The 26,033-nt window shown below is 67.2% G+C and carries 25 protein-coding genes; 9 read left to right on the top strand and 16 right to left on the bottom strand.

Translation table 11 applies throughout. From position 1 onward, the window contains the following. Positions 1 to 21: 21 nt before the first annotated feature. Genes C451_RS18735 through dapA form a run of 6 tightly spaced genes read right to left on the bottom strand, consistent with a single transcriptional unit; the run spans position 22 to position 5,722 of the window. Positions 22 to 1,116, bottom strand: coding sequence for a M20/M25/M40 family metallo-hydrolase (locus tag C451_RS18735; RefSeq protein ID WP_007743078.1), 1,095 nt, complete (start codon positions 1,114 to 1,116; stop codon positions 22 to 24). Further along, a complete protein-coding gene (dapF, locus tag C451_RS18730; protein ID WP_007743077.1) occupies positions 1,116 to 1,982 on the bottom strand; it encodes a diaminopimelate epimerase in 867 nt (288 codons plus the stop codon). Before dapF ends, C451_RS18735 begins: the two co-directional genes overlap by 1 nt. Then, on the bottom strand, positions 1,979 to 3,229 hold the full coding sequence (lysA, locus tag C451_RS18725; RefSeq protein WP_007743070.1) for a diaminopimelate decarboxylase: 1,251 nt from the start codon (positions 3,227 to 3,229) through the stop codon (positions 1,979 to 1,981). Before lysA ends, dapF begins: the two co-directional genes overlap by 4 nt. Then, positions 3,226 to 4,053 (bottom strand): 2,3,4,5-tetrahydropyridine-2,6-dicarboxylate N-succinyltransferase, encoded by an 828-nt coding sequence (locus C451_RS18720; protein ID WP_007743068.1) that lies wholly within the window; start codon positions 4,051 to 4,053, stop codon positions 3,226 to 3,228. Before C451_RS18720 ends, lysA begins: the two co-directional genes overlap by 4 nt. Further along, positions 4,050 to 4,814, bottom strand: a complete 765-nt coding sequence (dapB, locus tag C451_RS18715; protein ID WP_007743067.1) for a 4-hydroxy-tetrahydrodipicolinate reductase — start codon at positions 4,812 to 4,814, stop codon at positions 4,050 to 4,052. The genes C451_RS18720 and dapB overlap by 4 nt, the downstream gene beginning before the upstream one ends. After that, on the bottom strand, positions 4,811 to 5,722 hold the full coding sequence (dapA, locus tag C451_RS18710; protein WP_007743064.1) for a 4-hydroxy-tetrahydrodipicolinate synthase: 912 nt from the start codon (positions 5,720 to 5,722) through the stop codon (positions 4,811 to 4,813). Before dapA ends, dapB begins: the two co-directional genes overlap by 4 nt. Before the next feature lie 278 nt (positions 5,723 to 6,000). Between dapA and C451_RS18705 the strand changes: the two genes are divergently transcribed. Beyond that, entirely contained in the window at positions 6,001 to 6,501 is a 501-nt protein-coding gene (locus C451_RS18705) for a LabA-like NYN domain-containing protein (RefSeq protein WP_007743062.1), read from the top strand. On the opposite strand, the gene C451_RS18700 is transcribed toward C451_RS18705, so the two are convergent. After that, complete coding sequence (locus tag C451_RS18700) at positions 6,498 to 6,683, bottom strand: hypothetical protein (protein ID WP_007743061.1); 186 nt, start codon at positions 6,681 to 6,683, stop codon at positions 6,498 to 6,500. The genes C451_RS18705 and C451_RS18700 overlap by 4 nt on opposite strands. Positions 6,684 to 6,783: 100 nt before the next feature. Between C451_RS18700 and C451_RS18695 the strand changes: the two genes are divergently transcribed. Then, positions 6,784 to 7,257, top strand: coding sequence for a PUA domain-containing protein (locus tag C451_RS18695; protein WP_007743059.1), 474 nt, complete (start codon positions 6,784 to 6,786; stop codon positions 7,255 to 7,257). 9 nt (positions 7,258 to 7,266) lie between these two features. Here the strand turns inward: C451_RS18695 and pan1 are convergent, their stop codons facing one another. Beyond that, positions 7,267 to 8,478 (bottom strand): proteasome-activating nucleotidase Pan1, encoded by a 1,212-nt coding sequence (pan1, locus tag C451_RS18690; RefSeq protein WP_007743057.1) that lies wholly within the window; start codon positions 8,476 to 8,478, stop codon positions 7,267 to 7,269. Between the two features lie 85 nt (positions 8,479 to 8,563). Further along, complete coding sequence (locus C451_RS18685; protein ID WP_007743055.1) at positions 8,564 to 9,781, bottom strand: cytochrome P450; 1,218 nt, start codon at positions 9,779 to 9,781, stop codon at positions 8,564 to 8,566. A gap of 204 nt (positions 9,782 to 9,985) precedes the next feature. Here C451_RS18685 and C451_RS18680 point away from each other — a divergent pair, with 204 nt between their 5' ends. From C451_RS18680 to C451_RS18660, 5 genes are all read left to right on the top strand, one after another. Continuing rightward, positions 9,986 to 10,984 (top strand): transcription initiation factor IIB, encoded by a 999-nt coding sequence (locus C451_RS18680; RefSeq protein WP_080503563.1) that lies wholly within the window; start codon positions 9,986 to 9,988, stop codon positions 10,982 to 10,984. A 51-nt stretch (positions 10,985 to 11,035) separates the two neighbouring features. Next, positions 11,036 to 11,725, top strand: coding sequence for a metal-dependent transcriptional regulator (locus C451_RS18675; protein ID WP_007743052.1), 690 nt, complete (start codon positions 11,036 to 11,038; stop codon positions 11,723 to 11,725). A 99-nt stretch (positions 11,726 to 11,824) separates the two neighbouring features. Then, on the top strand, positions 11,825 to 12,970 hold the full coding sequence (locus C451_RS18670) for a thiamine ABC transporter substrate-binding protein (RefSeq protein ID WP_007743049.1): 1,146 nt from the start codon (positions 11,825 to 11,827) through the stop codon (positions 12,968 to 12,970). Then, positions 12,943 to 14,754, top strand: a complete 1,812-nt coding sequence (locus C451_RS18665) for an ABC transporter permease (protein WP_007743047.1) — start codon at positions 12,943 to 12,945, stop codon at positions 14,752 to 14,754. Before C451_RS18670 ends, C451_RS18665 begins: the two co-directional genes overlap by 28 nt. Beyond that, positions 14,742 to 15,851, top strand: a complete 1,110-nt coding sequence (locus C451_RS18660; protein WP_007743045.1) for an ABC transporter ATP-binding protein — start codon at positions 14,742 to 14,744, stop codon at positions 15,849 to 15,851. The genes C451_RS18665 and C451_RS18660 overlap by 13 nt, the downstream gene beginning before the upstream one ends. 16 nt (positions 15,852 to 15,867) lie before the next feature. Here the strand turns inward: C451_RS18660 and C451_RS18655 are convergent, their stop codons facing one another. After that, complete coding sequence (locus C451_RS18655; protein WP_007743043.1) at positions 15,868 to 16,515, bottom strand: nucleotidyltransferase family protein; 648 nt, start codon at positions 16,513 to 16,515, stop codon at positions 15,868 to 15,870. After that, entirely contained in the window at positions 16,512 to 17,702 is a 1,191-nt protein-coding gene (locus tag C451_RS18650; protein WP_007743042.1) for a molybdopterin molybdotransferase MoeA, read from the bottom strand. The genes C451_RS18655 and C451_RS18650 overlap by 4 nt, the downstream gene beginning before the upstream one ends. A 99-nt stretch (positions 17,703 to 17,801) precedes the next feature. Here C451_RS18650 and C451_RS18645 point away from each other — a divergent pair, with 99 nt between their 5' ends. Further along, positions 17,802 to 18,479, top strand: coding sequence for a helix-turn-helix domain-containing protein (locus C451_RS18645; protein WP_007743041.1), 678 nt, complete (start codon positions 17,802 to 17,804; stop codon positions 18,477 to 18,479). A gap of 49 nt (positions 18,480 to 18,528) precedes the next feature. After that, positions 18,529 to 19,143 (top strand): TetR/AcrR family transcriptional regulator, encoded by a 615-nt coding sequence (locus tag C451_RS18640; protein ID WP_007743040.1) that lies wholly within the window; start codon positions 18,529 to 18,531, stop codon positions 19,141 to 19,143. Positions 19,144 to 19,149: 6 nt separating this feature from the next. Here the strand turns inward: C451_RS18640 and C451_RS18635 are convergent, their stop codons facing one another. From C451_RS18635 to C451_RS18615, 5 genes are all read right to left on the bottom strand, one after another. Next, complete coding sequence (locus tag C451_RS18635) at positions 19,150 to 21,165, bottom strand: PQQ-dependent sugar dehydrogenase (RefSeq protein WP_007743039.1); 2,016 nt, start codon at positions 21,163 to 21,165, stop codon at positions 19,150 to 19,152. A 73-nt stretch (positions 21,166 to 21,238) separates the two neighbouring features. Further along, complete coding sequence (locus C451_RS18630; RefSeq protein ID WP_007743038.1) at positions 21,239 to 21,766, bottom strand: hypothetical protein; 528 nt, start codon at positions 21,764 to 21,766, stop codon at positions 21,239 to 21,241. Between the two features lie 266 nt (positions 21,767 to 22,032). Beyond that, positions 22,033 to 23,508 carry an alkaline phosphatase gene (locus tag C451_RS18625; RefSeq protein WP_007743036.1) on the bottom strand — a complete coding sequence of 492 codons (1,476 nt, stop codon included), beginning with the start codon at positions 23,506 to 23,508 and terminating at the stop codon, positions 22,033 to 22,035. Between the two features lie 138 nt (positions 23,509 to 23,646). Then, positions 23,647 to 24,687: a zinc-binding dehydrogenase gene (locus C451_RS18620; protein ID WP_007743030.1), complete on the bottom strand. Its 1,041-nt coding sequence runs from the start codon at positions 24,685 to 24,687 to the stop codon at positions 23,647 to 23,649. Between the two features lie 67 nt (positions 24,688 to 24,754). Next, positions 24,755 to 26,017 (bottom strand): MgtC/SapB family protein, encoded by a 1,263-nt coding sequence (locus C451_RS18615; RefSeq protein ID WP_007743028.1) that lies wholly within the window; start codon positions 26,015 to 26,017, stop codon positions 24,755 to 24,757. Positions 26,018 to 26,033 lie beyond the last annotated feature (16 nt).

The following is a 26,033-nucleotide window of genomic DNA, read 5'->3' as shown; positions in this document are numbered from 1 at the left end:
CTGCCTTCGAGCGCAGCGGTCTTAAGTCCCAGTCCTCCGGAACAGCGATGCGAGCACCCGGTCGAGCAGTTCCGTCGCGCGCTCGACCTCGGGGAGGCGGACGTACTCGCGCTCGGCGTGTGCCACCGGACCGTCCGCGTCCGCGAGATCGCCGGGTCCGAACACCACGGTCGGAGCTTCACGGGCGAAATACGACGCCTCGGTCGCGGCAGTGAACGGGCGAGTGTCACAGCCCGCGTCCTGGAAGGCCTCGACGACTCCCGAATCGGCCGGCGTCTCGAACGCCTCCAGAAACGGCGTCTCGCGCTCTGTGAGGGCGAACGACACGGACGAGTCGAGTCGTTCGCGGAGGAAGTCGTCGAGATCGCGCTCGAAATCCGCCGCCGTCTCCGGCGGGACGCTCCGGCGATCGACGACGATCTCGCAGCCGGCAGGCACCTGGTTTGTCGCGGTCCCACCCTCGACGACCGTCGGCGTGAGCGTCGGTCTACCGAGATCGGGATGGGCCGAGAGCGCGTCCGGGCGCTCGCCGAACTCGTCGATGGCCTCGATGGCGGCCGCGGCCCCTGTGATCGCGTTCGTCCCGGTGTGAGGTTCGGCTGCGTGGGCATTCTCGCCCTCGACCCTCACCGTTCCCTCGAAACGCCCCTTGCCGGCGATGCAGACGTCCAGACCGGTCGGCTCGCCGACGATGACTGCGTCACCGCGCTCACCATCGAGATCGAGTGACGGCACGAGCGCCGCCGCCCCGTGAGATCGGCGTTCCTCGTCGGGCGTCACCGCGAGTGTGAGGGTACCATCGGGCTCGCAGTCGAGAAACGCCGACAGCATCGCCGCGAGCGGTCCCTTCGCGTCGCAAGAGCCCCGCCCGTGGAGCACGTCGCCCTCCCGTTCGGCGGGCACGTGCGGTGCGACCGTATCGAGATGGGTGTTCAAGACGATGTGCGGCCCGGACGAATTACCCTTGCTCGCCAGCACGCTCCCGTCGTCGTGGACCGTCGGTTCGGCGCCGTTGGCGGCGAGGTGGTCGCACAGTAGCGCGCGCATCGGCTCGACGGTCTCGTGCGAGGGGGTTTCGACGGCCGTTTCGAGAAATTCGAGCGGGTCGAACCCCATCAGTCGCCGGCCGCCCCGTCGGTTCCACCCTCGACGACCGGCGAGGAAGCCGTCGAGACGCTCCCGGCGAACTCGCGTTCGGTCGGACCGGCGAGCGCCGCGCCGCGCTCGGTGAAACGGACGTCGAGCCGGCCGCCCGGCGGATGGACGGGGATCGCATCGCGCTCGGTCAGGCCGAGCTCGCGGGCGACCGCCGCGATCGCCACGGCACCGGTCCCGCACGAGCGTGTCTCACCCTCGACACCGCGCTCGTAGGTGCGCTGATCGAACCCTTCCTCGCGCGGGCTGGCGAGCGTCACGTTCGCCCCGCGCGGGAACCGATCGGCGTGTCGCACTGGCGGCGCGAGCGCGTCGAGATCGACGGCGGCAACGTCGTCGACGAACGCCACGGCGTGGGGAACGCCGGTGTCGACCGCCGTCACGGACAGATCCTCGACGAGTCGGTCGAGCAAGGGGTCGTCACCGGCGAGCGGGACGGCATCGGGTGCGAAACTCGCCTCGCCCATCTCGACGGTCACGCCTGCATCGTCGATGGTCGCACGCCGGGTGCCGGCCTGCGTGTCGACCATCACCGTCTCCGCGGCCGTTCGTTCGGCAGCCCACGCCGCCGCACAGCGTGCGCCGTTGCCACACATCGGCGCGGTCGAGCCGTCGGGCTGGACGAGCGTCATCACCACGCGCGGCGACGCGTAGCCGTCCTCGAGCGCGAGGAAGAGCACGCCGTCGGCACCCGTCCGCTCGCCGACCGCGAGCCCGTCGTCACTATCGCAGAGCTCGATCGCGAGCGCCCGCCGGTCGGCGACGGGTTCGCTCGCGTCGATCACGAAGAAGTCGTTGCCCGTACCGTGGTACTTCTCGACGTTCATCGTTCGAGCCCCCCGAGATCCGCGATCGTCTCGCGGCGCACACAGAGTTCGCTCCGATCGCCGTCGAGCGCGACGACCGCCGGACGGGGTCGCGAGTTGTAGGTGCTCGCCATCTCGTAACCGTAGGCTCCGGCGTTGCCGACCGCGAGACGATCGCCGCGTTCGGGTGCTGGCAGCTCACGGTCGCGACCGAGCACGTCGCCGGACTCACAGACCGGACCGGCGACCGTCGCCGCGATCGTCTCGCGATCCTCGGCAGTCGTCGCGAGCGAGCGAATCTCGTGGAAGGAATCGTAGAGCGCCGGCCGTGCGAGGGTCGTCATCCCGGCGTCGACGCCGATCACGGTCGTCTCGGGTGTCGGCTTCACGGTCGTCACCGCGGCGAGGAGTACGCCCGCGTCGGCGACGAGATAGCGTCCCGGCTCGATCCCCAGTTGAGCGTCGGCCGAAAACGCCTCGCGGGTCGCACGGGCGAGAGCGTCCACGTCGAGAGGAGCCTCGGTATCGTGATAGGGAACGCCGAACCCGCCACCGACGCTCACTGCGTCGAGATCGATACCCATGTTAGCTATCTCGTCGGCGAGTTCGCTCATTCGCTTGACGAGTGCGCGGTGAGCCGCGAGATCCTCGGTGTCGAGGATGCCGCTGCCGGCGTGGGCGTGGAGACCCTCGACCGCGAACCCGCGCTCGTCGGCGTCACGTACGGCCGCTGCGGCACGGTCGATCGGGATGCCGAACTTCGGATCCGCACCCGTCCGGACTTTCTCGTGGTGGCCAGCGCCGACGCCGGGGTTCACGCGTACGTAGATCTCCCCGGACCAGTCGCGCTCCGCGAGTGCATCGAGCGTGTCGAGCGCGCCGACCGTGATCGTGATCTCGTGTTCGTCGGCGACTTCGACGACCCTATCGAGATCGCGTGCGGGCGGGTTGACGGCCGTGTAGCGTATCTCGGAAAACCCCGCTTCGCACGCGCGGACGACTTCGCCGGCCGACGCGCACTCGGCACCGAACCCCGCCGCGGCGATCGCACCGAGCACCGGCTTTCGAGCGTTGGCCTTCACCGCGTAGTCGATGGCCGCCTCCGGAAACGATTCCCGGAGACGCGCGGCGTTCTCGCGCACCCGCTCGACGTCGACGACGTACAGCGGCGTCCCGTGCTCGTCGGCGAGATCGTGCAGACGGTCCGCCGACCAGTCGGCGAGCCGTCGGACGGGCGGGTTCGCCGTCGTGACGGCAGCGCCCGTCATCGGAGCGCGTCCTCGCGCTCGGTCGCTTCGAGGGTTCGGTCCTCGACGGCCGTCGCCACCACCGCCGGCTTGTACGCCCCGCCGTCGAAGAGGTCGTGCTCGCCGACCGACGATTCGACGAACCGGGTGAACGCCCGGCGCTCGGGCGGGAGCTCGCCGTAGACGACCTCCTCCTCGACGAGATCGTAGACCGGGATTCGTGGCGTGAGCAGCGTGTTCTCGCCGACCACCGAGTCGTGACCGACGACGAACCCGGAAGTGACGCGACAGCCGGCACCGAGCGAGACGCCCTCCTCGACGATCACGGGCGTGTCTTCGACCGGTTCGAGCACGCCACCGATGAGCGTGTTCGCCCCGAGCTTCACGTCCGCGCCGATCTGCGCGCAGGAGCCAACCGTATCACAGGAGTCGACGAGCGTGCCGTCGCCGACGTACGCGCCCGCGTTGACGAAGCTCGGGCTCATCATGATCGCGTCGCCGCCGAGATATGCTCCACGTCTGATAACCGTCCCGTCGGGCGTGTTCCGGGTGCCACGCTCGCCGAGATCGCTCGTGGAGCGGAGCGGCAGCACGTCGTGGTAGCCGACGTCGCCGTACTCCCGGTGCTCGGTCTCGCGCAGGCTGAAATTGAGCAGGATCCCCTGTTTCACCCACTCGTTGGCCACCCATTCGTCGCCACTCCGCTCGGCGGCGCGCACCTCGCCGGCTTCGAGCGCGTCGAGGAACGCGTCGAGCGTCGCCCGCTCGTCCGAGCCTGCATCGCCCGCCGTCAGACCGTCCTCGGAGCGCTGCCAGAGGGTTTCGACGTCCGACTGGAGGCTCATGCGAGCACCTCCCCGAACTCGTAGAACCCCGGATCACGCCCGGCGAGCCAGACCGCCGCGTCGAGCGCGCCCGAGGCGAACACCCCCCGGCTCTCGGCGCGATGGGTGAACGTGAGCACCTCGTCGTTGCCCGCGAACAGCACCTCGTGCTCGCCACGGATACCGCCCGCTCGGCGCACGTGAACGCCGATCTCGCCGTCCGCGCGTGGCTGGTCGCCCTCGCGACCGTAGGTTCGGTCGTGCTCGCCGCCGCCCGCGTTGTCGATCCCGTCGAGCAGCGTCGTAGCCGTCCCGCTCGGTGCGTCCCGCTTGCGATTGTGATGTGTCTCAGTCATTTCGATGTCGTACTCCGAAAGCGTCTCCGTGATCTCGCCGAGTGCCTCGCCCAGCGCGTGGATCCCCTGCGAGAAGTTCGTCGCCCACAGCAGGGGCACCCGCTCGGCGCTCGTTTCCAGTGCCTCGCGACCGTCCGCGTCGAAACCCGTCGTCCCCGTGACAAAGCCGACGCCCGCCTCCGCACAGGCCGCGGCGTACTCGATCGCCGACTCGGGACCGGTGAAATCGACCACCACGTCGACGGATCGATCGGCCAGCAGCGTCGGCAGGTCGGCCGCGTCGTGGACCTGCTGACCGGCGACGCGCTCGTCGTCGGCCCCGCGGTTGACCGCGACGCTCACGTCGACATCCTCGCGGTCGGCGGCCGTCTCCAGCACTGCGGTCCCCATCGTCCCCGTCGCACCCGTGACGCCGATCGTCGTCATCGCCCGGCCTCCAGGAGTCGGTCGGCACCGTCGAGATCGGCGAGCACGGATTCGAGCGCGTCACGGCGATCGGACGAGAGCCGTGACAGCGGCGAGCGCATCCGTGGCGAGACGTGCCCGCGGATCGAGAGCGCCTCCTTCAGCGGAATCGGGTTGGTCTCCCAGAACAGCGCCCGGAACAGTGGGCCGAGTTCGAGATGGCGCTCGCGCGCCCGCTCGAAATCACCGTCGAGGGCGGCGTGAACCATCTCGCCGACGCGCTCGGGCTCGACGTTCGCCGCGACGCTGATCGTCCCGCGCCCGCCCGCCGCGAGTGCCGGCAGTGTGAGCCCGTCTTCGCCCGACAGAACGGCAAACTCCGCCTCGTGCGTTCGTTCGACGAGTTCGCTCAGTCGCCCGAGATCCCCGCTCGCCGACTTGAAGCCGACGACGTTCTCGTGCTCGGCGAGCGCCGCCGCCGTGTCGATCGCGATCGTGCGCCCCGTGCGGCCGGGGACGTTGTAGACGATCTGCGGGAGATCGACGGCGTCGGCGATCGTGCGGTAATGCTCCTCCATCCCGGCGGGTTCGGGCTTGTTGTAGTACGGCGAGATCAGGAGGAGGGCGTCCGCGCCGGCGTCGCGCGTGCGTTCGGCGAGGGCAAGCGCCTCGTGGGTTGCGTTCGAGCCGGCCCCCGCGATCACGGGGATCGAGACTGCATCGACGACCGTCTCGACGACCGAGACGTGCTCGTCGTGCGAGAGGGTGGCGCTCTCGCCGGTGGTGCCGACGGGAACGAGCCCGTCGACGCCCGCCCGTTCGAGTCGCTGGGCCTCCGCTCGTACTCCATCGAAGTCGATACTGTCGTCCGCTTCCAACGGCGTGACCATCGCGGGGAACACGCCGTCGAGGTCGATATCGTGTGTCATGTGGGTGGTGTCGCTACTCGGTGAACGATGCTGATCGAAAACAGCGCGCGACGGGAGTGCTACGCCCGCCGCGAGCTACCCGCCGCCCGTTTGGTCGCGCGAACGGGACCGCCACACCCACCGCTCTGCCCGCTCACCCGCTCGGGTGTGACGCGTCGCATACCCGACCACCGCACCCGGCACACTTAGGAATTGCGTCGTACGCGATACCTGCCGGGCAATTCATCCCGGTCTTTCGGTGACGAAACGCTTTAGCGGACACTCCGAGGAATGCCCGCATGTCGAACGTCGTTCAACCGGGTCAGCGTGTCGCGGTGCTCGTCGATTCACAGAACCTCTATCACACCACCCAGAGCGTCTACTCGCGCAACATCGACTACGAGGAACTGCTCGACGAAGCCGTGGCCGGGCGCGAGCTGACCCGTGCCATCGCCTACGTCATCCGGGCGAACTCGCCGAACGAGGAGAACTTCTTCGAGGCGCTTCAGGAGATCGGCTTCGAGACCAAGATCAAGGAGATCAAGACCCACGCCGACGGCTCCAAATCGGCCGACTGGGACGTCGGCATGATCCTCGACGCGGTGACGCTCGCGCCGAACCTCGACAGCGTCGTCATCTGTACGGGCGACGGCGATTTCTCCAGACTCTGCTCACATCTGCGCCACGAGGGCGTCCGCATCGAGGCGATGGCGTTCGGCGAATCGACCTCCGAAGAACTCGTCGCCGCCGCCGACGCCTTCACCGACCTCTCGGCGCGCTCGGAGCGGTTCCTACTCTAAACCGTCCCTTCGGAGGTACCGATGAGCAGCGTGCCGGCGGCCATCGCGAGCGCCGCGACGATCGCCAGCGGGATCGGCACCGCGAACCCGATCGTCGAGGCGGGAAACGCGAACAGCAGGACGATTATCGCCCCGATCACTAGGAGTACGCCACCCGCACTGATCTGCGTCCGTTCGTCCATGACTCGCACTGCGACCCACGGGGTATAAATGGCTTCGAAAGCCCCGCGCCGACCGACGCGGGATGGGCGTGTTTTTGCCCGCCGACGCGCGAACGGCCTCATGGACGATTTCGCACGGCTGCGCACGGTCGCCGACTACCAGTTCGGCGCGGGCGCTGGCGCGGCGCTCTTCCCGCCCGACGGCTCGTTTTCGGTACGACGATCGCGCACCGGCCGCCCACAGCAGATCTTCGCCGACGGCGAACGCCTCGTCTCCTACGGCACCGACGGCCGCTTCACGCTCGGACTGGCCGGCGGCGAACGGCTCCGAACGGCGCTCGCCGCCCCGCTGGCGCGCGTCGTCGTCGGTACGGAGAGCGATCCGTTCGTCAAAGAGGGGAAGAACGCCTTCGCGAAGTTCGTTCGTGACGTCGATCCGGCGATCAGGCCGGGCGACGCGGTCTGTATCGTCGGGCCGGACGACGATCTCTACGGGGTGGGACGGGCGGCGCTGTCGGCCGACGCGATGACGGATTTCGAGACGGGTGTCGCCGTCAAAACACGAGAGGGAGCCGATACGGCGGATCGATCGTAACGACGCGGTTCAGGCGAACGTCTTCGAGACGTCCGCGTCGGCCTCGTCGGTGTCGATCTTCGTCCACGCCTCGTGGAAGTCCTCCATCCGCACCTCGGTCCGGTCGTCGCGGATGGCGAACATGCCGGCCTCGGTACAGATCGCCTTGATGTCGGCCCCGCTGGCCTCGGCGATGTCGTCGGCGAGCTCCTCGAACGTAACGTCGTCGGCGAGGTTCATCCCGCGCGTGTGGATCTCGAAGATCTTCTCGCGACCCTCGGCGTTCGGTTTCGGCACCTCGATGAGGCGGTCGAACCGGCCGGGGCGGAGGATCGCCCGATCGAGCATGTCGAAGCGATTTGTGGCGGCGATGATTCTAACCTCACCGCGCTCCTCGAACCCGTCCATCTCGGAGAGGAGCTGCATCATCGTGCGCTGGACCTCGGCGTCGCCGGAGGTCTTGGAGTCCGTCCGCTTCGAGGCGATGGCGTCGATCTCGTCGATGAAGATCACGGCGGGTTCGTGCTCGCGGGCGACTTCGAACAGATCGCGGACGAGCTTCGCGCCCTCGCCGATGAACTTGTGGACGAGCTCGGAGCCGGCCATCTTGATGAACGTCGCGTCGGTCTGGTTGGCGACGGCCTTGGCGAGCATCGTCTTGCCCGTGCCGGGCGGGCCGTGGAGGAGCACGCCGGAGGGTGGTTCGATGCCGACGTCGGAGAACATCTCCGGCGATTCGAGCGGGAGTTCGACGGTCTCGCGCACCTCGTTCATCTGCTCTTCGAGCCCGCCGATGTCCTCGTAGTTCACGCCGGGGCTCTCTTCGACCTCCATCACGCGAGCCCGGACGTCGGTCTCGTCCGAGAGATCGGTGACGACCGACAGCGAGTTGTTCACCGCCACCCGGGAGCCGGGCTCGATCTCCTCGCGGGTCTCCGGCGTGACCTCGGTGACCGCCTCCTGGTTGTTGCCGTGCTGTTTGATGATGACGCCGTCGTCGGTCATCTCCTGGACGGTGGCGACGAACAGCGGCGACTGTTTGAGCTTCTTGTTCTCGTGGGTGAGCCGTTCGAGCTTCTGTTTGTACTTGTTGTTCTCGGCGTTCGCGTCGAGCAGCTTGTCGCGCATCTCCTCGTTCTGGCCGTCGAGGATGTCGATGCGCTCCTCGAGCGATTCGATCTTCTCCTGTTGTGAGGCGTCGGTATCGTACGGTTGGTCCACGTCGTCGACCGTATCGGTCATTGGCCTCGGTAGGGCACACTTTCATAAGAGCGTTCGGGTCGTCACGGACGATCGGCAGCCGGCGTGATGGCCGTGACAGCCCGCCTCAGCGCCCGTCGTAACGGATCGGCAGCGACTCGACGCCGTAGATGAACGAGCTCCGCGTCGGCGAGAGATCGGCATCGGCGAGCGCCAGCCCGTCGAGCGAGAGCAGCTCCGAGAGGGCGACTCGGGCTTCGAGACGGGCCAGCGGCGCGCCGAGACAGTAGTGGGTGCCGTGACCGAAGCCGAGATGGCCCGTCGGCGCGCGATCGACGACGAACTCGTCGGCGTCGTCGAAGGCGCGCTCGTCGCGGTTGGCCGAGCCGAGCCACGCCACCACGCGATCACCTTCCTCGATCGTCGCGTCGCCGAGATTCACGTCGCTGCGCGCGATGCGCGTCATCGCCTGGACGGGCGCGCGGTAGCGCAGCGCTTCCTCGATCGCCGGCCCGATGGCGTTGTCGTCGCCGGCGAGTTCGGAAAGGACGCCCTGATTGCCGAAACAGCGCACGGCGTTCGTGATGAGATTCGTGGTAGTGATGTTGCCGGCGATGAGTAGCAACATACACATCCCGAGCGCCTCTTCCTGGGGCAGCTTGCTTCCGTCGTCGAGCTCGGCGGTCGCGATCGTCGAGAGGAGGTCGTCGCGGGGCTCCTCGCGGCGCTGCTGAAGCTGGTCGAGGAAGTACATCGCCATCTCCTGCTGGCTCTGCTGCTGGCGCTCGGCGATCTCCTCGTCGCTCGCGGCTGCGACGAGCGAGTCCGACCACTCCTTGAACTGCGCACGATCCTCGGCGGGAACCCCCAGGAGTTCGGCGATGACGATGACCGGAAACGGGTAAGAGATCTCCTCGACGAGGTCCATCTCGCCGTCGTTGGCCGCGAGCGCGTCGTCCAGAAGCTCGCGCATCAGGTCACGCAGGCGCGGCTCCATTTCGGCGACCGTCCGCGGGCTGAAGGCGTCGTCGACGACCGCGCGGAGCTCGTCGTGACGCGGCGGATCCTGGAACAACATCGTGTCCAGGATCAGCCCCTCGCCCTCGCCGCTCAGTCCCTCGAAATCGCTCGCCGTGCGCGGGTTCACCGAGAATGCCTCGTCGTCGCTGATGACGCGTTTGACGTCGGCGTGGCGGAAGACGTCCCAGGAGCCGCGCGAAGCGTCGTATCGGACGGGTGAGTCGTCGCGCATCTCGCGATACCAGTCGAACGGTTCGAGCCACGCGTCGCGGTCGGCGAGCGCTTCGGGAAACGCCTGCAGTCCCTGCGGGTCGGCGGAACTCATAGCTGTTAGTAGTTGCCTACTGACTATCAATCTTTCCCGTCGGCGAACACGGGCGAATCGGGTCGCTGAGCGACGCTCCGCCGAGGTTTACCGGCGTGTTTATCCGCGGAGTTTAAGTGTCTCCATCCCTTACCTATGGGTGAACACCGACCTGTTGTACCGACGGTCAACTACCCATCCGAGCACGCGCTCACCCACCCGATATTGGAAGGCACTACCCACATCCGACAGCGAGAACCGAGCGAACAGGACGAACGAACCACCGAGGACGCCAAGACGGACGAGTCCGAGCGAGTCTGTCCCGAGTGCGGCGGCCGACTGGTCGAGGACGAGACTCACGGCGAGACCACCTGTACGGAGTGCGGGCTCGTGGTCTCGACCGACGAGATCGACCACGGCCCCGAGTGGCGCGCCTTCGACAGCGCCGAACGCGACCGGAAGAAGCGCACCGGCGCACCCACGACCAAGATGATGCACGACAAGGGGCTGTCGAGCCAGATCGGCTGGCAGAACAAGGACGCCTACGGCAACACGCTGAGCGCACGCAAGCGCCAGCGGATGCAGCGCCTGCGCACCTGGGACGAACGTTTCCGCACGCGTGACTCCAAAGAGCGGAACCTGAAGCAGGCGCTCGGCGAGATCGAGCGCATGGCCAGCGCGCTCGGCGTCCCGAAGGACGTCCGCGAGACCGCGTCGGTCATCTACCGCCGCGCACTCTCGGAGGATCTCCTGCCCGGACGATCGATCGAGGGCGTCTCGACCGCCGCGCTCTACGCGGGCATCCGCCAGATGGGACTGCCCCGCAGCGTCGAGGAGGTCGGGGCGGTCTCGCGGGTCGACGAGATGGAGTTCAAGCGCGCCTACCGCTACATCAACCAGGAGCTCGATCTGGAGATCGGCCCGCCGAACCCCGAACAGTACGTTTCGCGGTTCGCCTCCGATCTCGACGTGAGCGAGGAGACCGAACGCCGTGCGCGCGACCTGCTCGAAACGGCCGAACGACAGGCCGTCCACAGCGGCAAGAGCCCCGTCGGGCTGGCCGGCGCGGCGCTCTACGCCGCCGGCATCCTCACCAACCGCAAGCTCACCCAGGACGAGGTCAGCGAGGTCGCCGAGGTCAGCAACGTAACCATCAGAAACCGCTATCACGAGCTGATGGAGGTCGCCGAGGACGGGACCGGACAGTCCGCGGCGGCCCTCTAACCGGACCGCGACGACAGCAACCGTTTAGTAGCGCGGCAGCAACGTTTCGATATGCCGAGTTCGAAGGCCGAGGACTATCTCAAAGCGATCTACCAGCTCCGCGAGGGCGAGGAGCCGGTCGCCACCTCGACCATCGCCGAGGCGCTCGACGTGACGGCCCCGACAGTGACCGCGACGATGAAGCGCCTCGAAGGCCACGGACTCGTCGATCGCGAGGAGTACAAGGGTGTCCATCTCACCGAGGACGGCGAACTCGTCGCGCTCGAAACGATCCGCCACCACCGCCTGCTCGAACTGTTTCTCGCCGAACAGCTGAACTACGACTGGGCGGAGGTTCACGAGGAGGCCGACCGGCTCGAACACCACATCAGCGAGCGCCTCGAAACCGAACTCGCGGCGAGTCTCGGCGACCCCAGCGCCGATCCCCACGGCGCGCCGATCCCGACCGAGGACCTCGAACCGACCGAGGCCGACGACGAACCGCTCACCGAGTACGCGGCGGGCGAGACGCTCGTCGTCGCCCAGGTCGCCGACAGCGATCCCGAGGTGCTCTCTTATCTCGCCGACGCCGGCATCACACCCGGCACCCGTCTCACCGTCCGCGAGGTCGCACCGTTCGGCATGCTCACCGTCGCGCCGGAGGGCGAGGACGAGACCGTCTCGCTGCCGGCCGAGATCGCCGCCGAAGTACGGGTGCGGGCCGACGACGAGCGCTCGACGGACGAACTGGCCGCCGACTGATCGCCGGTTTTCTGGAGCCGCGTTTCCCGTCATCACTCCGTCACGCGCCGGCGAGCCGTGACGACAGTTTTAATTGCCACTCCGTGAAACCACCCGGTAATGGATAGACGGCAGTTCCTTCGACGGTCGAGTGCGGGTGTCGCCGGGCTGGCGATGCTGGCGGGCTGTACGGGTGCGGGCGAGGGTGACAACGGTTCCGGGGCGAACGGTTCGAGCAATGGAACCGAGACCACCGGCACGGGAGCCGACAGCACGGCGACGACCGGTAGCGCGTCGTCCGGCGGCACGCTGCGGGTCGCGACCTACTCGTCGTTCACCGGTGAGGACACGGCGGGCAACTGGCTCAAATCCGCCTTCGAGGAGGAGAATTCGGGAACGACCGTCGAGTTCCTCACGCCGGAGAACGGCGTCAATCAGTACGTCCAGCGGGCCAAACAGGGCGCGCCGATCGACGCCGATCTCTACGTCGGACTGAACACGGCGGAGCTCGTCCGGGCACGGAAGAAACTCGACAAGCCGCTCTTCCAGTCGATTGGGGGGAGCCTCGACGGTGCCGACGGGCTGAAGAAGCCGCTGCGTATCGATCCGAAAAAGCGCGCCGTGCCGTACGACACGGGTTACATCTCGCTGGTCTACAACGAGAACGAGGTCGAGGAGCCGAAGACGTTCGACTCGCTGCTCGAATCGCGCTACGAGGGCGACCTCATCACCGAAAACGCCCAGCAGTCCGATCCCGGGCGGGCGTTCCTGCTCTGGTCGATCATCGCCAAGGGCGAGGAGAACTATCTCGACTACTGGGAGCAGCTCGTCGGCAACGGCGTGAAGGTACTCTCGGACTGGGAGCCGGCCTATCAGGCCTACTCGGACGGCGAAGCGCCGATGGTGGTCTCGTACTCGACCGATCAGGTCTACTACCACGGCCCCGACGTCGATATGGCGAAACACCAGCTCGGCTTCCTCAACGATCAGGGCTACGCGAACCCCGAGACGATGGCGCTGTTCGAGAGCGCGAACAACCCACAGCTCGCCCGGACGTTCATGGAGTTCGTGCTCACGGAAGAGGCGCAGTCGAAGATCGCGGTCAAGAACGTCCAGTTCCCGGCCGTGAAGGACGTCACGCCGAGCGAGGAGTTCGATAAGTACGCCAAGGAACCGCCCGAGACGGTGACGCACTCCTACGACGAACTCGCCGGCTCGGTCGAGTCGTGGGTCGAGGAGTGGTCGCGGCTGGTCGCGAGCGGGTGAACGCGCGGCGCTGGAGCGAGCGACTCGCCGTCCCGACCGCGTTCGTCCTCACCGTCGCGATCCTGGCGCTCGTCTTCTACTATCCCGTCCTGAGTGTGCTCCGCGAGGCGGTCGTCCGTGCCGGCTCGCTGACGGCCGCGCCGCTGGTCGACGTGCTCGGCGATCCCTTCTACACCGGTGTCGCCCACTACCTGTTCACCGCACCGCTCTCGATCCCGGCCGGCGTGCTCGACTGGATCCGAGCCGGCTTCCCGTCGGTCGAGTTCGGGCTGTTCGGCTTCACCGCCTTCCAGGCGTTCCTCTCGACGCTGGCGAGCGTCGTCGTCGGGCTGCCAGGGGCGTATCTGCTCGCGCGCTTCGAGTTCCGTGGCCGACGGACGCTCCGCTCGCTCACCATCCTCCCGTTCGTGCTGCCGTCGATCATGGTCGCGGTCGGCTTCCTCGCCATGTTCGGCCAGAACGGGCTACTCAACGACGTGTTGGGTGCGCTCGGGCTCGGGCAGGTGAACCTGCTGTTCACGCTCGAAATCATCGTGCTCGCACACGCGTTCTACAACGCACCGCTCGTGACGCGGCTCGTGACGACCGCCTGGGAAGGGGTCGATGCCCGGCGCGTCGAGACCGCTCGGGCGCTCGGTGCCGGTCCGTTTCGGGCCTTTCGCGACATCGTGGTGCCACAACTGCTCCCCGCACTGTTGACCGCCGCGCTACTCACGTTCGTCTTCACCTTTCTCTCCTTTCCGATCGTGCTCGCACTCGGCGGGCTGCGCCTCGCCACCGTCGAGGTCTGGCTCTACGCGCGCGTTCAGGACCTCGAACTCGCCGAGGCTGCGACGCTCGGCACCATCGAGACGGTGCTCTCGCTCGCGCTCACCTATCTCTATCTCCGATACGAGGCGCGACAGACGACCGCGAGCGGCGGCACGACGCTCCCGCGGCGTGCACTCGCGGTCGGCTGGAAGACCCTTCGTGATCCGGTTCGGATCGGGCTCGCGGTCTACGGCGTCGGAATCCTCGTCCTGTTCGTCGGCCCGCTCGTGAGCATGGTCGTCGAGAGCGTCACCGGCCCGAACGGACTGACGAGTGCGTACTACGAGTTCCTGCTCGACCAGCAGGCGACGACGGCGGCCGGCACGACGAAACCGTTGCCGGCGATCGCGAACTCGCTGGCCTTCGGCGTCGGCACGCTCGCGCTCGCGGTGCCGATGGGGATCGTCGTCTCGGTGATGGCGACCCGCGGCGGGACCGGCTCGCGGCTGGCGGAGACGCTGATGAGCGCGCCGCTGGCGGTCAGCGGCGTCGTCGTCGGTCTCGGACTGCTCCAGACGCTCGTCTTCGGGACGACGGTCGCCGGCTATCGGTTCACCGCCGGCGGCGCGCTCGCCATCGTCGTCGCGCACGCGGTCGCGGCCTACCCGTTCGTGACGCGCAACGTCACCCCGGCGCTCGCCGGCATCGACTCACAGCTCGTCGATTCGGCACGCTCGCTCGGCGCGAGCCGATTTCGGACCCTGCTCGACGTCGAACTCCCGCTCGTGTGGACGGCAGTGCTCGCCGGCGGCGCGTTCGCCTTCGCCATCTCGATCGGCGAGTTCGATACGACGGTTTTACTCGCCGAGGGCGTCGAGAGCTACACGATGCCTGTCGCGCTCGAACGGTACATCGGCAATCGGTCGCTCGGGCCGAGTCTCGGACCAGCGACCGCGATGGGTACCGTCCTCCTGCTGGTGACGGCCGCGAGCTTCCTCGTCATCGAGCGCCTCGGCGGGCGGTGGGAGCCGTGAGCGACACGATCCCCGACCGCGACCGCACCACAGCGGACGCCGGCGTGGCGCTCGACGACATCACCGTCGATTTCGGTGGCGTCACCGCCCTCGAAGACGTCTCGCTGTCGGTCGACGAGGGCGAGTTCTTCACGCTCGTCGGGCCATCGGGTTGCGGAAAGACCACCACCCTTCGAGCCATCGCCGGCTTCGAGGAACCGGCCGCTGGCGAGGTCCACATCGACGGTCGGCGCGTCACGGACCTCGCTCCCGAACGGCGCGACGTCGGCGTCGTCTTCCAGCATTACGCGCTCTTTCCCCACATGACGGTCCGCGAGAACGTCGCCTACGGGCTCCGCTTTCGCGACCCGCCTGGCAACGTCACCGACGACGAGCGCGTCGACGAACTGCTCTCGCTCGTCGATATGGCGGGGATGGGCGAACGCGAACCGGAACAGCTCTCGGGTGGGCAGCAGCAGCGCATCGCGCTCGCACGGGCGCTCGCGCCCGGTCCCGACGTCCTCCTGCTCGACGAGCCACTGTCGGCGCTCGACGCCCGCCTCCGCGAGCGCCTCCGGGTGACGATCCGGGAGATCCAACAGGAGCTCGGGATCACCACGATCTACGTGACGCACGACCAGAGCGAGGCGCTCGCCATCAGCGATCGCGTCGCCGTCGTCAGCGGAGGACGCATCGAACAGGTCGCCCCGCCGGAAACCGTCTATCGGGAACCCCGCTCTCGGTTCGTCGCGGAGTTCGTCGGCGAGAACAACCTCCTCGATGGCGAGGTGACAGAATCGGCCCCGCCGCGTACGACCGTCGACGGCACCCCGATCACGCTCCCCGAGAGCGCCACGGTCGATACCGGCGATCCCGTGGCGCTCTGTGTACGACCAGAAGTACTCTCGCTCGGCGAGAGCGAGATGGTCTCGAACGCGACGACGCTGACGGCGACCGTCGAGCATCGCGAGTTCCTCGGCGACGCCTACCGGGTCCACTGCTCGTGGAACGACCGGTCGCTGCTCGTCAAGACCGATAGCCGGGAACCGCCCGAAGGGACCGTGACGCTGACCGTCGCTGCGAGCGACATCCATCTGTTGTCCGATAGCGGGCGCTGAATTTCCCGAACACGGTTCACCGGACGCGTTCGAGATCGTCCTGCGTATCGATATCCGTGACGACGCCCACGTCGTCGGTTTCGAGCAGCACGCCGTCATCGAGCAGGATATCTCTGCCACCGACGTCGCCATCGACCGCGCACAGCGCGTCGAAATGGTCGGCCCCGAACAGCACCGGATTACCGCGCTGGCCATCGTAGGCGGCGGCCACGGCATCGGCGACGCCGCCGGCGAAGCAGTCGACGAGCAGATTGACGGTCGCGCTCTCGACGAACGGCATGTCGCCAGGAAGGAAGATCGCGGCATCCGCGTCGCTGTCGGCAGCTGCACGCGCGCCGCGCTCGACGGAAGTCGACAGTCCCTGCTTGTAGGCGTCGTTCGCGACGAACGCGACGTCGAAGTCGGCGAGCGCGTCGCGGACGGCACTCGACTGGTGGCCGAGGACGGCGACGACGCGCGACACCCGGGAATCGAGCAGCGTGCGGGCGGCGCGGCGGACGAGCGGTTCCCCGTCGATTTCGGCGAGGAGTTTGTTCCGCTCGCCGAAACGGCTACTTCCGCCCGCGGCGAGCAGCACGCCGACGACGGGCGGCTCGTGGCCTGCTCGCTCCGAAATCGATTCGTGGATCGTGTTCGGATCGATGTGGCGGAGCTCCTCGCTCATGCGAGCACCCGATACGGAACGACCGCGACCGGCTGGCCGGCGTCGAGCGAGTGCTCGGCGAGGACGATCCCGTCCGCGGTCGTGGTCCTCGTATTGGCGGAAACGAGCCCCGGTGCGAACCGCTCGTCGTAGATCGGCAGCGACGAATCGGCGTGGCCGAGCGGGATGGCCTCGTTTCCGTCGAGGACGACCGGCACCGCGTACTCGCGCTCGTCGTCGGGGATCTCGACGGCACTGGTCAGCCCGGCGGTGACCGATGGTAGTCGCCACTGGCCGGTGAAGAACGGCCGGGCGACGAGCACGGCGGCGGTGTGGGCCGCGAGCGGTTTGCCCGGCAATCCGACGACGAGCGCATCGTCGACGACCGCCGCCAGCACCGGCCTGCCGGGCTGGAGGCGCACGCTCTCGAACAGCGGGTCGTGGGCTTCGAGCACTGTGGCGACGTGATCGGCGCTCCCGACGCTCGTCCCACCGGTCGTGAGAACCACGTCGTGGGTCGCGGCGGCGTTCTCGATGGCGCGGCGCACGGCCCCGGAGTCGTCGGGCACGCTCTCGCGGATCGTCGGCTCGTGGCCCCATTCCCGAATGAGTCCGGCGAGGAAATCCGAATCGCGGTCGGGCTGGCGACCTTCGTGGATCTCGGTGCCGGTCGCCACGATACCCACCGAAAACCGTTCGTGGACGGTCACGGACTCGATGCCGACGTCGCGCAGGAGCGCTGCGTGTCGGGCAGCGAGTCGCGTGCCGGCCTCGAACAGCGTCTCGCCCGCCCGCGCCGTCCCGCCGCGTGGCGAGACGTTCGTCCCCGGGGCGAGCTGTGGGCCCGAAACCTGCTCGTTTTCGACGGTCGCGTCCTCGACTTTCAGCACGGCATCGGTCCGAATGGGTAACGGCGCGCCGGTGGCGATACGGGCGGCTTCCCCCTCGTCGAGCGTCGGTGGCTCGTCTTCGGGGAACACCTCCGCGACGACCGCCGGCGACTCGTCGTCGGTGGCGATCGCGAACCCGTCCATCGTCGCGTAGTCGTGCGGCGGCACGGCGGTCGGAGCGCGCACGTCCTCGGCGAGTGTGCGGCCGGCGAGCGCGTCGAAGGAGACGGGTTCGCCGGGAAGGCTGTCGAGTGCCCTGGAGCGGTGGTCGAGTAGTTGCTCGACCGCATCCGCACGGGCGAGGTCCGTTCTGGCCATGGCCCATCGAGGAACGAACGCGGCATATTCCTTCCCCCGGTCGACGGCGCTCCGAAAGCGTGTCAGGGAGTTTTTGCCGGGCGGACGTGAACGCCGACCATGTCCAACGCCTGCATCGTTCGGGGCGAGATCCCGGCCGAGGAGTTCGCGCTGTACGAAGCGCTCGACTCGCTGCCAGACGTCGAGTTCGAGGTCGAGCGCATCGTCCAGAGCGGTGACGAGGCGGCCATGCCGCTGATGTGGATCCGCAACGCCACGGTCGAGGCCGTCGAGGAGGCCTTCGCGGGCGATCCGAGCGTCGAGGAACTCGAACTGCTGTCGGCGTTCGACGAGGAACAGCTCTACCGCATGCAGTGGATCTCGGAGGTCGAGGTGGTGCTCCAGATGCTGACGAACTCGCACGCGACCATCACCGACGCCTACGGGACCGATGGGCGATGGTATCTCCGCGTGCTCTATCCCGACCGCGAATCGCTCTCGAAGACCGTGCAGTTCGCCGACGACAACGGCCTCACCTTCGACGTCACGGCCATCCGACAGCTTGAAGGCGAACCCGCGGGCCGCTTCGGGCTCACCGAGGCGCAGTTCGAGGCGCTCGAAACCGCGCTCGAAGCGGGTTACTACGAAGTGCCTCGCGAGACCGACCAGAGCGAACTCGCCGATCAGTTGAATATCTCCCATCAGGCTCTCTCGGAGCGGCTCCGGCGGGCGACGGGCGCGCTCATCGAGGACGCACTGCTCGTCGGCGCGGTGGAAGCGCGGCGCGAGGACTCCTGACGCACGCAAGCGACAGGATATAACCGTCCGCCGCCGAATAGTCAGTCAAATGAGTTCGTCAGAGGGTGGATCGGAGCCGACCGACACCCGCGAGGAGATCATGGAGGCGACCTACCGTGCGCTCTGCGAGCACGGCTACGCCAACCTCACGATGCAGGCGATCGCCGACGAGTTCGAGAAGACCAAGGCCGTTCTGCACTACCACTACGACACGAAAGACGAACTGCTCGCCGCCTTTCTGGAGCATCTCCTCGACCGATTCACGAGCCGTCTCGACGTCGACAGCGACGACCCGAACGCACGCCTCGACGCCCTCGTCGACGAACTGCTGCTCGGGCTCGGCGACGAACGCGGCGAGGATCACGAGTTCCATACCGCATTGCTCGAACTGCGCGCGCAGGCACCGCACAACGCCGCCTTCCGCGAACAGCTCGCGGCGAACTACGATCTCCTGCTCGACATGCTCACGACGATCATCGACGACGGCATCGAACAGGGCGTCTTTCACGACGTCGATGCCGAGCGGCTGTCGGCGCTGATCATGGCGACGATGCTCGGCGGGCGCGTCCACCAGATCACCCTCGATCGCGAGGCGATCGCGCTCGACGTGCGCGAGGCACTCGAAGACGAGATCCTCGCCGACCTCCGCAGCGAAGCGGAATAACCGCTCTCAGCGCCGGAGGCGGCGCGCGGCGAGACCACCGATGCCGGCGAGCGCGGCGAGCACGCCGAAGCCCGCTCCGTCGCCGCTCGTCTCGGTTCCGCTCGCGTTGCCCGATCCGTTCGTCCCGTCCGATCCGTTCATTCCATCCGATCCGCTCGCCGTACTGTTTCCAGCCGCCGACCGAACGCCCGCCGTCGCGTTCGCGTCGGTATCGGTCGCATCGGTATCGGCCGTATCGGTTCCCAGTGCGCTCGTGGCGGAACCCGTTGCGTTCGTCCCGTCCGGAGTCGTCGCGGTGCCCGTCGCTTCGGTCGCCGTGATCCGGTTCACCGCGCCGCCGAGCTCGCCGGCGGAGGTCAGCGCGAACAGTTCGCCGTCGGCGTCGCGGGCGATGGCGATGAGATAGCCCTCGACCGCGCCACCCTCTGCGCCCGCGACCTGAAGCCGTTCGAGATCCCAGAGACCGTTCTCGGTGGGGGTGGCCGCGAACAGCGATCCGCGCGGGTCGCCCTCCTTGCTGTAGTCGCCGAAGACGTATTTCCCGTCGAGGGCGTCGATCGAGCCGTCGTAGAGATAGCCACCGATGACCGAGATGCCGATCGTCTCGCCGTTGCGAGCGTGGGGGTACTCGATGACGGGATCGCGGAGCGGTTCGCCGCCCCGAACGTCCGGCGGCGTCCGGCTCGGGCAGTTCTTCGGCATATCGCTCAGGCTCTCAGTGCCGTAGCAGTGGGTGCCCTCGCGGACGTTCCAGCCGTAGTTGCCGCCCTTCACGACGCGATCGATCTCCTCGTAGCGGTTCTGACCGACGTCGGCGACGTAGAGCTCGCCGTCGTTGAAGCTCATCCGCCAGGGGTTGCGAAAGCCCCAGGCGTAGTGTTCGTCCAGCCCGTTCTCGCCGACGAGTGGGTTGTCGTCGGGGATCGCGTAGGGTTTGTCGCCCTCCTGGCTGTCGACGTCGATGCGCAGGATCGATCCGCGGAGGTTCTCGGTGACGTCCTGGCCGTTACCGCCGCGATTGCGATCGTACCAGTCGCTCGCGTGGCCGGGGCCCGTATCCCGCGGGCCGCCACCGTCGCCGTAGGAGGCGTAGAGATAGCCGTCGGGCCCGAACGCGACCGCGCCGCCGTTGTGAACTTTGCGGGGTTCGTGGACTTCGAGCAGCACTCGCTCGGAGTCGGGGCGCGCGCTCGTTCCGTCCTCGTTCGCCTCGAACTCCGAGAGGATCTCCGTGTGCGAGAATTCGTCGGGTGCGTCGTCGGCGGGCGGGGCGCTGTAGCGCACGTAGAAGCGCCGGTTCTCCTCGTAGTCGGGATGTGGCGCGAGTCCGAGGAAGCCACGCTCGCCGGTGATCTCGGCGAGACGATCGCGCAGATCGAGAAACGGCTCGTCGCGCAGCTGATCGCCCTCGTTGAGCTGGGCAACCCCGTAGAGATCGACGACGACTCGCTGGTCGTCGCCCGGCAGTAGCGCCATGTCGGTCGGCACCTGGAAGCCGCCGACGAGCCGTTCGAGGCCGATCGTCGGCCCGGTCGGGACGGCCTGCTCGGTGGTCGCGGCGTCCGTCGTGACCGACGATCCGGAGCCGAAGCGGACGCTCCCGCGCATCGACGACCGGTGTGGCTCGCAGATGTATTCGGCCATCTCCTCGCGGGCGGTGAACTCGATCGTCTGGGTCGCGCCCTGCTCGCTCATCACCTCGGTCCGTTCGAGGACTGCGTCGTTCTCGTCGACCAGCGCGATGTTGTGGCCCATCCCGTCGAGGTTCGTCCAGGTGATGCGGTAGTCGACACCGACTTCGAGGGCGAGCGTGGGATTTTCTTCGTCGGCGATCGAGTCGGGTGCACGACCCTGCCAGCCGGCGATCTTCCCGCCGAGTTCGATCGTGCGACTGCTCTGTGCACGCCCGCGACCGGCGGTGGCGACGCCCGCGAGCGCGCCGGCCGCCATCAGCGAGAGAAAGCGCCGTCGGCTGGCGACCGCCCGACTTCCGTCGTCCTGTGTGTGCTGTATCGGGTTCACGTGAGCGTTCGCTCGAAGCGAATGGTGCTCGGGTCAAAATCGTGACGACTCGCCGGCCATCGAGACAGTATGATTACTGGCGAGCCGATCCCCATAGATAGAGGATAGCCCGAGCCGATGTGTAGCCAGCAATACTGCCGACTCCCACCGCCAGAAACACGATAACGAACACTATCGCTGCAAACGCGAATCCGACAAGCAAGGCTAACAAGACAAGGCCCATTGCCGCTATTACGACCAAAGGAGTCTCGATTGGGCCGCTGAATGTGATTGTGAGTGCCATCCCAACGGCAGCAATCACGTAAGCGACAAACGCCATCAACAGCGGGACACCATTGATCCCGCCGACGATCACAACGTCGTCCCATGTAGAATCCAGTCCCCACTGTCGAGCCCAAACGATTCCGCCGAACGTGACCAACCACGACGGCATTGTCAGAATCAGCATGTGGTACCCGAGCGACTTACTCATCGCACTCGTAACAATGCGAGTGAGGTCCGTAAATTCACCCGTGGCTAACGGGAGAACGATATATCCGAGAAGCCCGGAGAGAGCGACAATGCCACCACAAACGAGACTTATCTTCACATCCCGATCCATTTTGCGCTCAGTTAGTGACATTCGACGTACTTGTACGTTCGTCCCATCCAATCGCGCTCCTGACTCACTACTCACGTCAATTTAGACCAGCGATGATTGTGCCAGATGTGATATATCTCAGTAACCAAGCAAGCAGTGTTTTGCATCGCAGATCTGCTATCGGCGAAAATCGGTCGTCACCTCCTTGCTGGGATAGTTCCCACTCATCACACCGGTCACGGTCCAATTCCGATCGTTTCAACAGAGCCACGGAAAGGGAGAGTGGCTCAGTCGCCGTTCAGCCGTTTGCGGATCGCATCGGCGATGTCCGTGTTGTCGACGGTGCCGTCGAAGAATTCGGCGTTCGGGCCGGTGGCGAAGGTCGGGACGTTCTCGGCGGTGTGACCGGTCGACGTCCAGCCGAGCCGTATTCGCTCGTTGAGGATCTCCGCGACGGGCGTGTCGTACGCCCGTAGCTCGTCGAGTTCGGTGTCGAGCAGTTCGACACCCATCTGCTCGGCCATGATCGAGGCGACCTCCTCTCGTGATTCGGCCTCCTCGATCTTCGGGACGACGGTGGCCGTGCTCGCGTTCATCCCGTCGAGCACGTCGAAGTTCACGTCGTACGGTCCGCCAGTAGCGAGCGAGAGGCCGCCGGTTTCGTGGTCGGCGGTCGTGATGACCGACGTCTCGCCGTGGGAGTTCTCGGCGTAATCGAGCAGCCGACCGATCACGTCGTCGGCTTCGAGCTGTTCGTGGGCGACGACCGGGTAGTTCGAGTGGCTCGCGTGGTCGATGCGGCCGGATTCGACCATCAGGAAGAAGCCCTTTCGCCCGCCGCGGGCTTCGAGCAGTTCGATCGCCGTCCCGGTCATCGCGCCGAGTCCCGGCTGCGTCGAGTCATCGTCGTCCTGCCGATCGAGCGTGTAGCTCAGGTGGTCGGACTCGCTGAACAGGCCGAGCGCCGGCGCGCTGTCGAGCGAATCGAGTTCGCTCGCGGTCGTGACGTAGTTGTAGCCGTTGCGTTTGGCCTCGGCGACGAGGTTCGCGCTGTCGTTCTCGCGGCCATCGGGCAGGAAGTACGAGCGCGCGCCGCCGAAGAGCACGTCGACACCGCTGTCGCGGACGTACTGTTTGGCGATCTTCTCCTCCTCGTCGCGGGACGGGACGTGGCTGGCGAACGACGCCGGCGTCGCGTGGGTCATCCGCGCCGTCGTCACCAGCCCGACGGCGTAGCCCATGTCACGGGCCTGCTCCAGTACTGTCTTTTTGGGAACGAACTCGCCCGCGTCGTTCTTCACGCCGGCGATCGCACCGTTGTAGGTCTTGTGGCCAGTCGACAGCGCGGTCGCCGTCGCCGCCGAATCGGCGACGAACTCCTCGGGATCGTCCGGATACGTCATCGCCGAGCCGTGCGCGTCGTGGCGATCGACGTTGTAGGTCACGTCGGCAGTGTTCAGCGGGAACTTCTCGGAGTTCTTCCGATAGGCCTTCAGATATCGGCCCAGATCGAGCTGTGCGCGACCCTGACCGTCGCCGACGAAAAGAATAACGTTCGTCGGTCCGTCGTCACCCTCGTCATCGTCGTCTTCGTCCGCGTCGTCCGTATCGTTCGCGTTCGCCGGGTCGGTCCCCTGAAGCCCGAGCGCTGCCATGCCGGCCGCCGCGCTCGATCCCTTGAGGAACGTTCGGCGCGTCGTGTTCGGGCCGTCTTCGTTGTCGTCGGTGCCACTCGCCCGTTCCGTCGATGGTCTCTCCGACATCGGACAAATCCCCATCCACCGTCATCATAAAACTTGTTACATGTGTCAAAATTCCACATGGTATCGTGGGGCATTATTCATCTGGACGTTCCAATAGAGGCCGCTCGGATGGCACCATCCGCACGAACCGCGTCCCGATCAGCGTTCGCTGTCGGGGATCACGACGACCTTGCCGAACCCCTCGCGATCTTCGAGCATCCCGTGGGCACGGGTGGCCTCGCTCATCGGTAGCGTCTCGCGGATTCGGGGTTCAAAGGTGCCGTCCCAGACCAGCGAGAGCACGTCGTCGACCTCGCCGAGGGTGGCCATCGTCGATCCTAGGATGTCGATCTGCTTCCAGAAGACGCGGTTGATGTTCGTCTCGGCCTTCGGGCCGGTGGTCGCCCCGCAAGTGACGAGCCGACCACCCTTGGCGAGACATTTCGTCGAGTCGTCCCACGTCTCCGGGCCGACGTAGTCGACGACGACGTCGACGCCCCGCCCGTCGGTGAGCTCGCGCATCTCGCTCGCGAAGTCGTTCTCGGCGTAGTTGATCGTGTGATCGGCCCCGCACTCCTCGGCGTACGCCAGCTTCTCGTCGGTGCTCGCAGTCGCGTAGACTTCCGCGCCGGCGTAGTCGGCGATCTGGACCGCCGCCTGGCCCACTCCCCCGGAAGCACCGAGAATCAGGATGGATTCGCCGGCCTCGATGTCGGCGCGGGTCATCAGCATGCGCCACGCGGTCTGGAAGGTCAGCGGCGCGGCCGCCGCCGTCACCCAATCGATGTCGTCGGGAACGGGGACGAGGTTCGCGGCGGGGACGGCCGCCTGCTCGGCGTGGACCCCACGAACGTGTTCGCCGATGAGGTGGTAGCTCTCACAGAGCGAGTGTTCGCCGTGGCGGCAGAACTCGCACTCGCCACAGGAGACGCCGGCGGTGACGGCGACGCGATCGCCGACCTCGACGCGCGTGACGTCCTCGCCGACGTCGGTGACGACGCCGGCGGCGTCGCTGCCGGGAATGTGTGGCATCTCGAGATCGACGCCCGGCAGTCCGCGGCGCGTGAAGACGTCGAGGTGGTTCAACGCGCCGGCCTTCACGTCGACGAGCGCTTCGTCCTTCCCGGGTTCGGGATCGGGGAAGTCGCCGTACTCGATGACGTCGCGGTCGCCGTGTTCGGTGAACTGGACTGCCTGCATGTCATCGGATGACAGCGACGCGCGCATAGCGGTTTCGGTCGTTGATGACAGATCGTTCGAGTCGCTCTCACAGCGTCACGAGAACCGCCGCCGCGAGCGAGCCGGCGAGGAGAACGGCGCTCCAGAGCGCGACCCGGGATGCGAACGACCGACTCGGCCCGGCAGCGGTCAGCGCGGCCTTGACGACGATGCTCGACGCGGTGGCGAGCAGGACGGCGATGACGGCCGTCTCGCCGGCCAGACTGCCGGTGCGATAGAGCGAGACGGTCGAAGCGGTCGCACCCGCACTGGAGACGAGCCCCGAGAGCACGGCGGTCACGTAGAAGCCCACCTCGCCGAACTCCGACTGGGCGATGCCACCGGCGAGGACGACCACGGTGAACATCGCGCCGAAGGCGAGCACGTTGCGCAGCGAGAACGGGCTGTCGAGCTCCATCTCCACAGGTGTGTTCCAGTCTGCGGTGACGGCGGCGATGGCGACGCTCCCGACGACGACCACGACGAGCGGGACAAGCGCGCCCACGAGCACGTCCGGGAACGTGAACGCGAGCACGATGGCGAGGTTGCGCAGCGCCATCGCGGCGTCGGCGAGCAGGACGGCCGCCACCGCGTAGGAGGTCGCCGCGGGTCGTTGACGCACCGAATCCAGCATCGTCCCCACGACCGCCGTCGAGGAGGCCAGCCCGCCGAAAAAGCCCGTGACGGCGATTCCCCGGCCGCCGTACGTCCTGACGATGGTGTAGTTGACGATGCCGATGGCGGCGACCGCGACCACCATCAGCCAGACGACGCGTGGTTCGAGTTCGACCGCCAGCGGGCCGGAACCGAGCGTAATGTCGCCGGTCGGGAGCAGCGGATAGACGACGAACGCGAGGATGGCGAACTCGGTCGTCGAGCGGAGCTCCTCGCGCGAGAGCGCGCCGGCGAACGTGTGGAGTTCGCGTTTGAGTACGAGCAACAGCGAGGAGAGCACGGCGACGGTGACGCTCTCGATGACGAAGCCGGCGGCAGTCAGCGCGCCGACGCCGTAGGCGACCAGCATCGACACCGAGGTGGTGAGCGAGAGGCCGAGATCCTCGTCGCGCAGCCCCTGGATCGCCAGAACGGTTCCTTGAACGATGACGAGCACGCCGCCGACCGCCAACAGCCCGTCGCGCCCGAGCGTGGTGAAGACGGCTCCGAGCAGGCTGATGAGCGAAAACGTCCGGATGCCGGCGGGTTTGTCCGACCACTCGCGTTCGAGCCCCAGGAACAGCCCGAGTGCGCCCGCGAGCGCGATCCTCGTGACGGGGCCGTCGAGCGGGACGGCCAACTGGACGACGGGGCTCACGCTTGGGCGTTCTCCC

This window comes from Halococcus thailandensis JCM 13552 (assembly GCF_000336715.1).
Taxonomy (GTDB): Archaea; Halobacteriota; Halobacteria; order Halobacteriales; family Halococcaceae; genus Halococcus; species Halococcus thailandensis.
The sequence above is the reverse complement of the archived record's forward strand: the minus strand, read 5'-3'. Positions and strand labels throughout refer to the sequence as shown.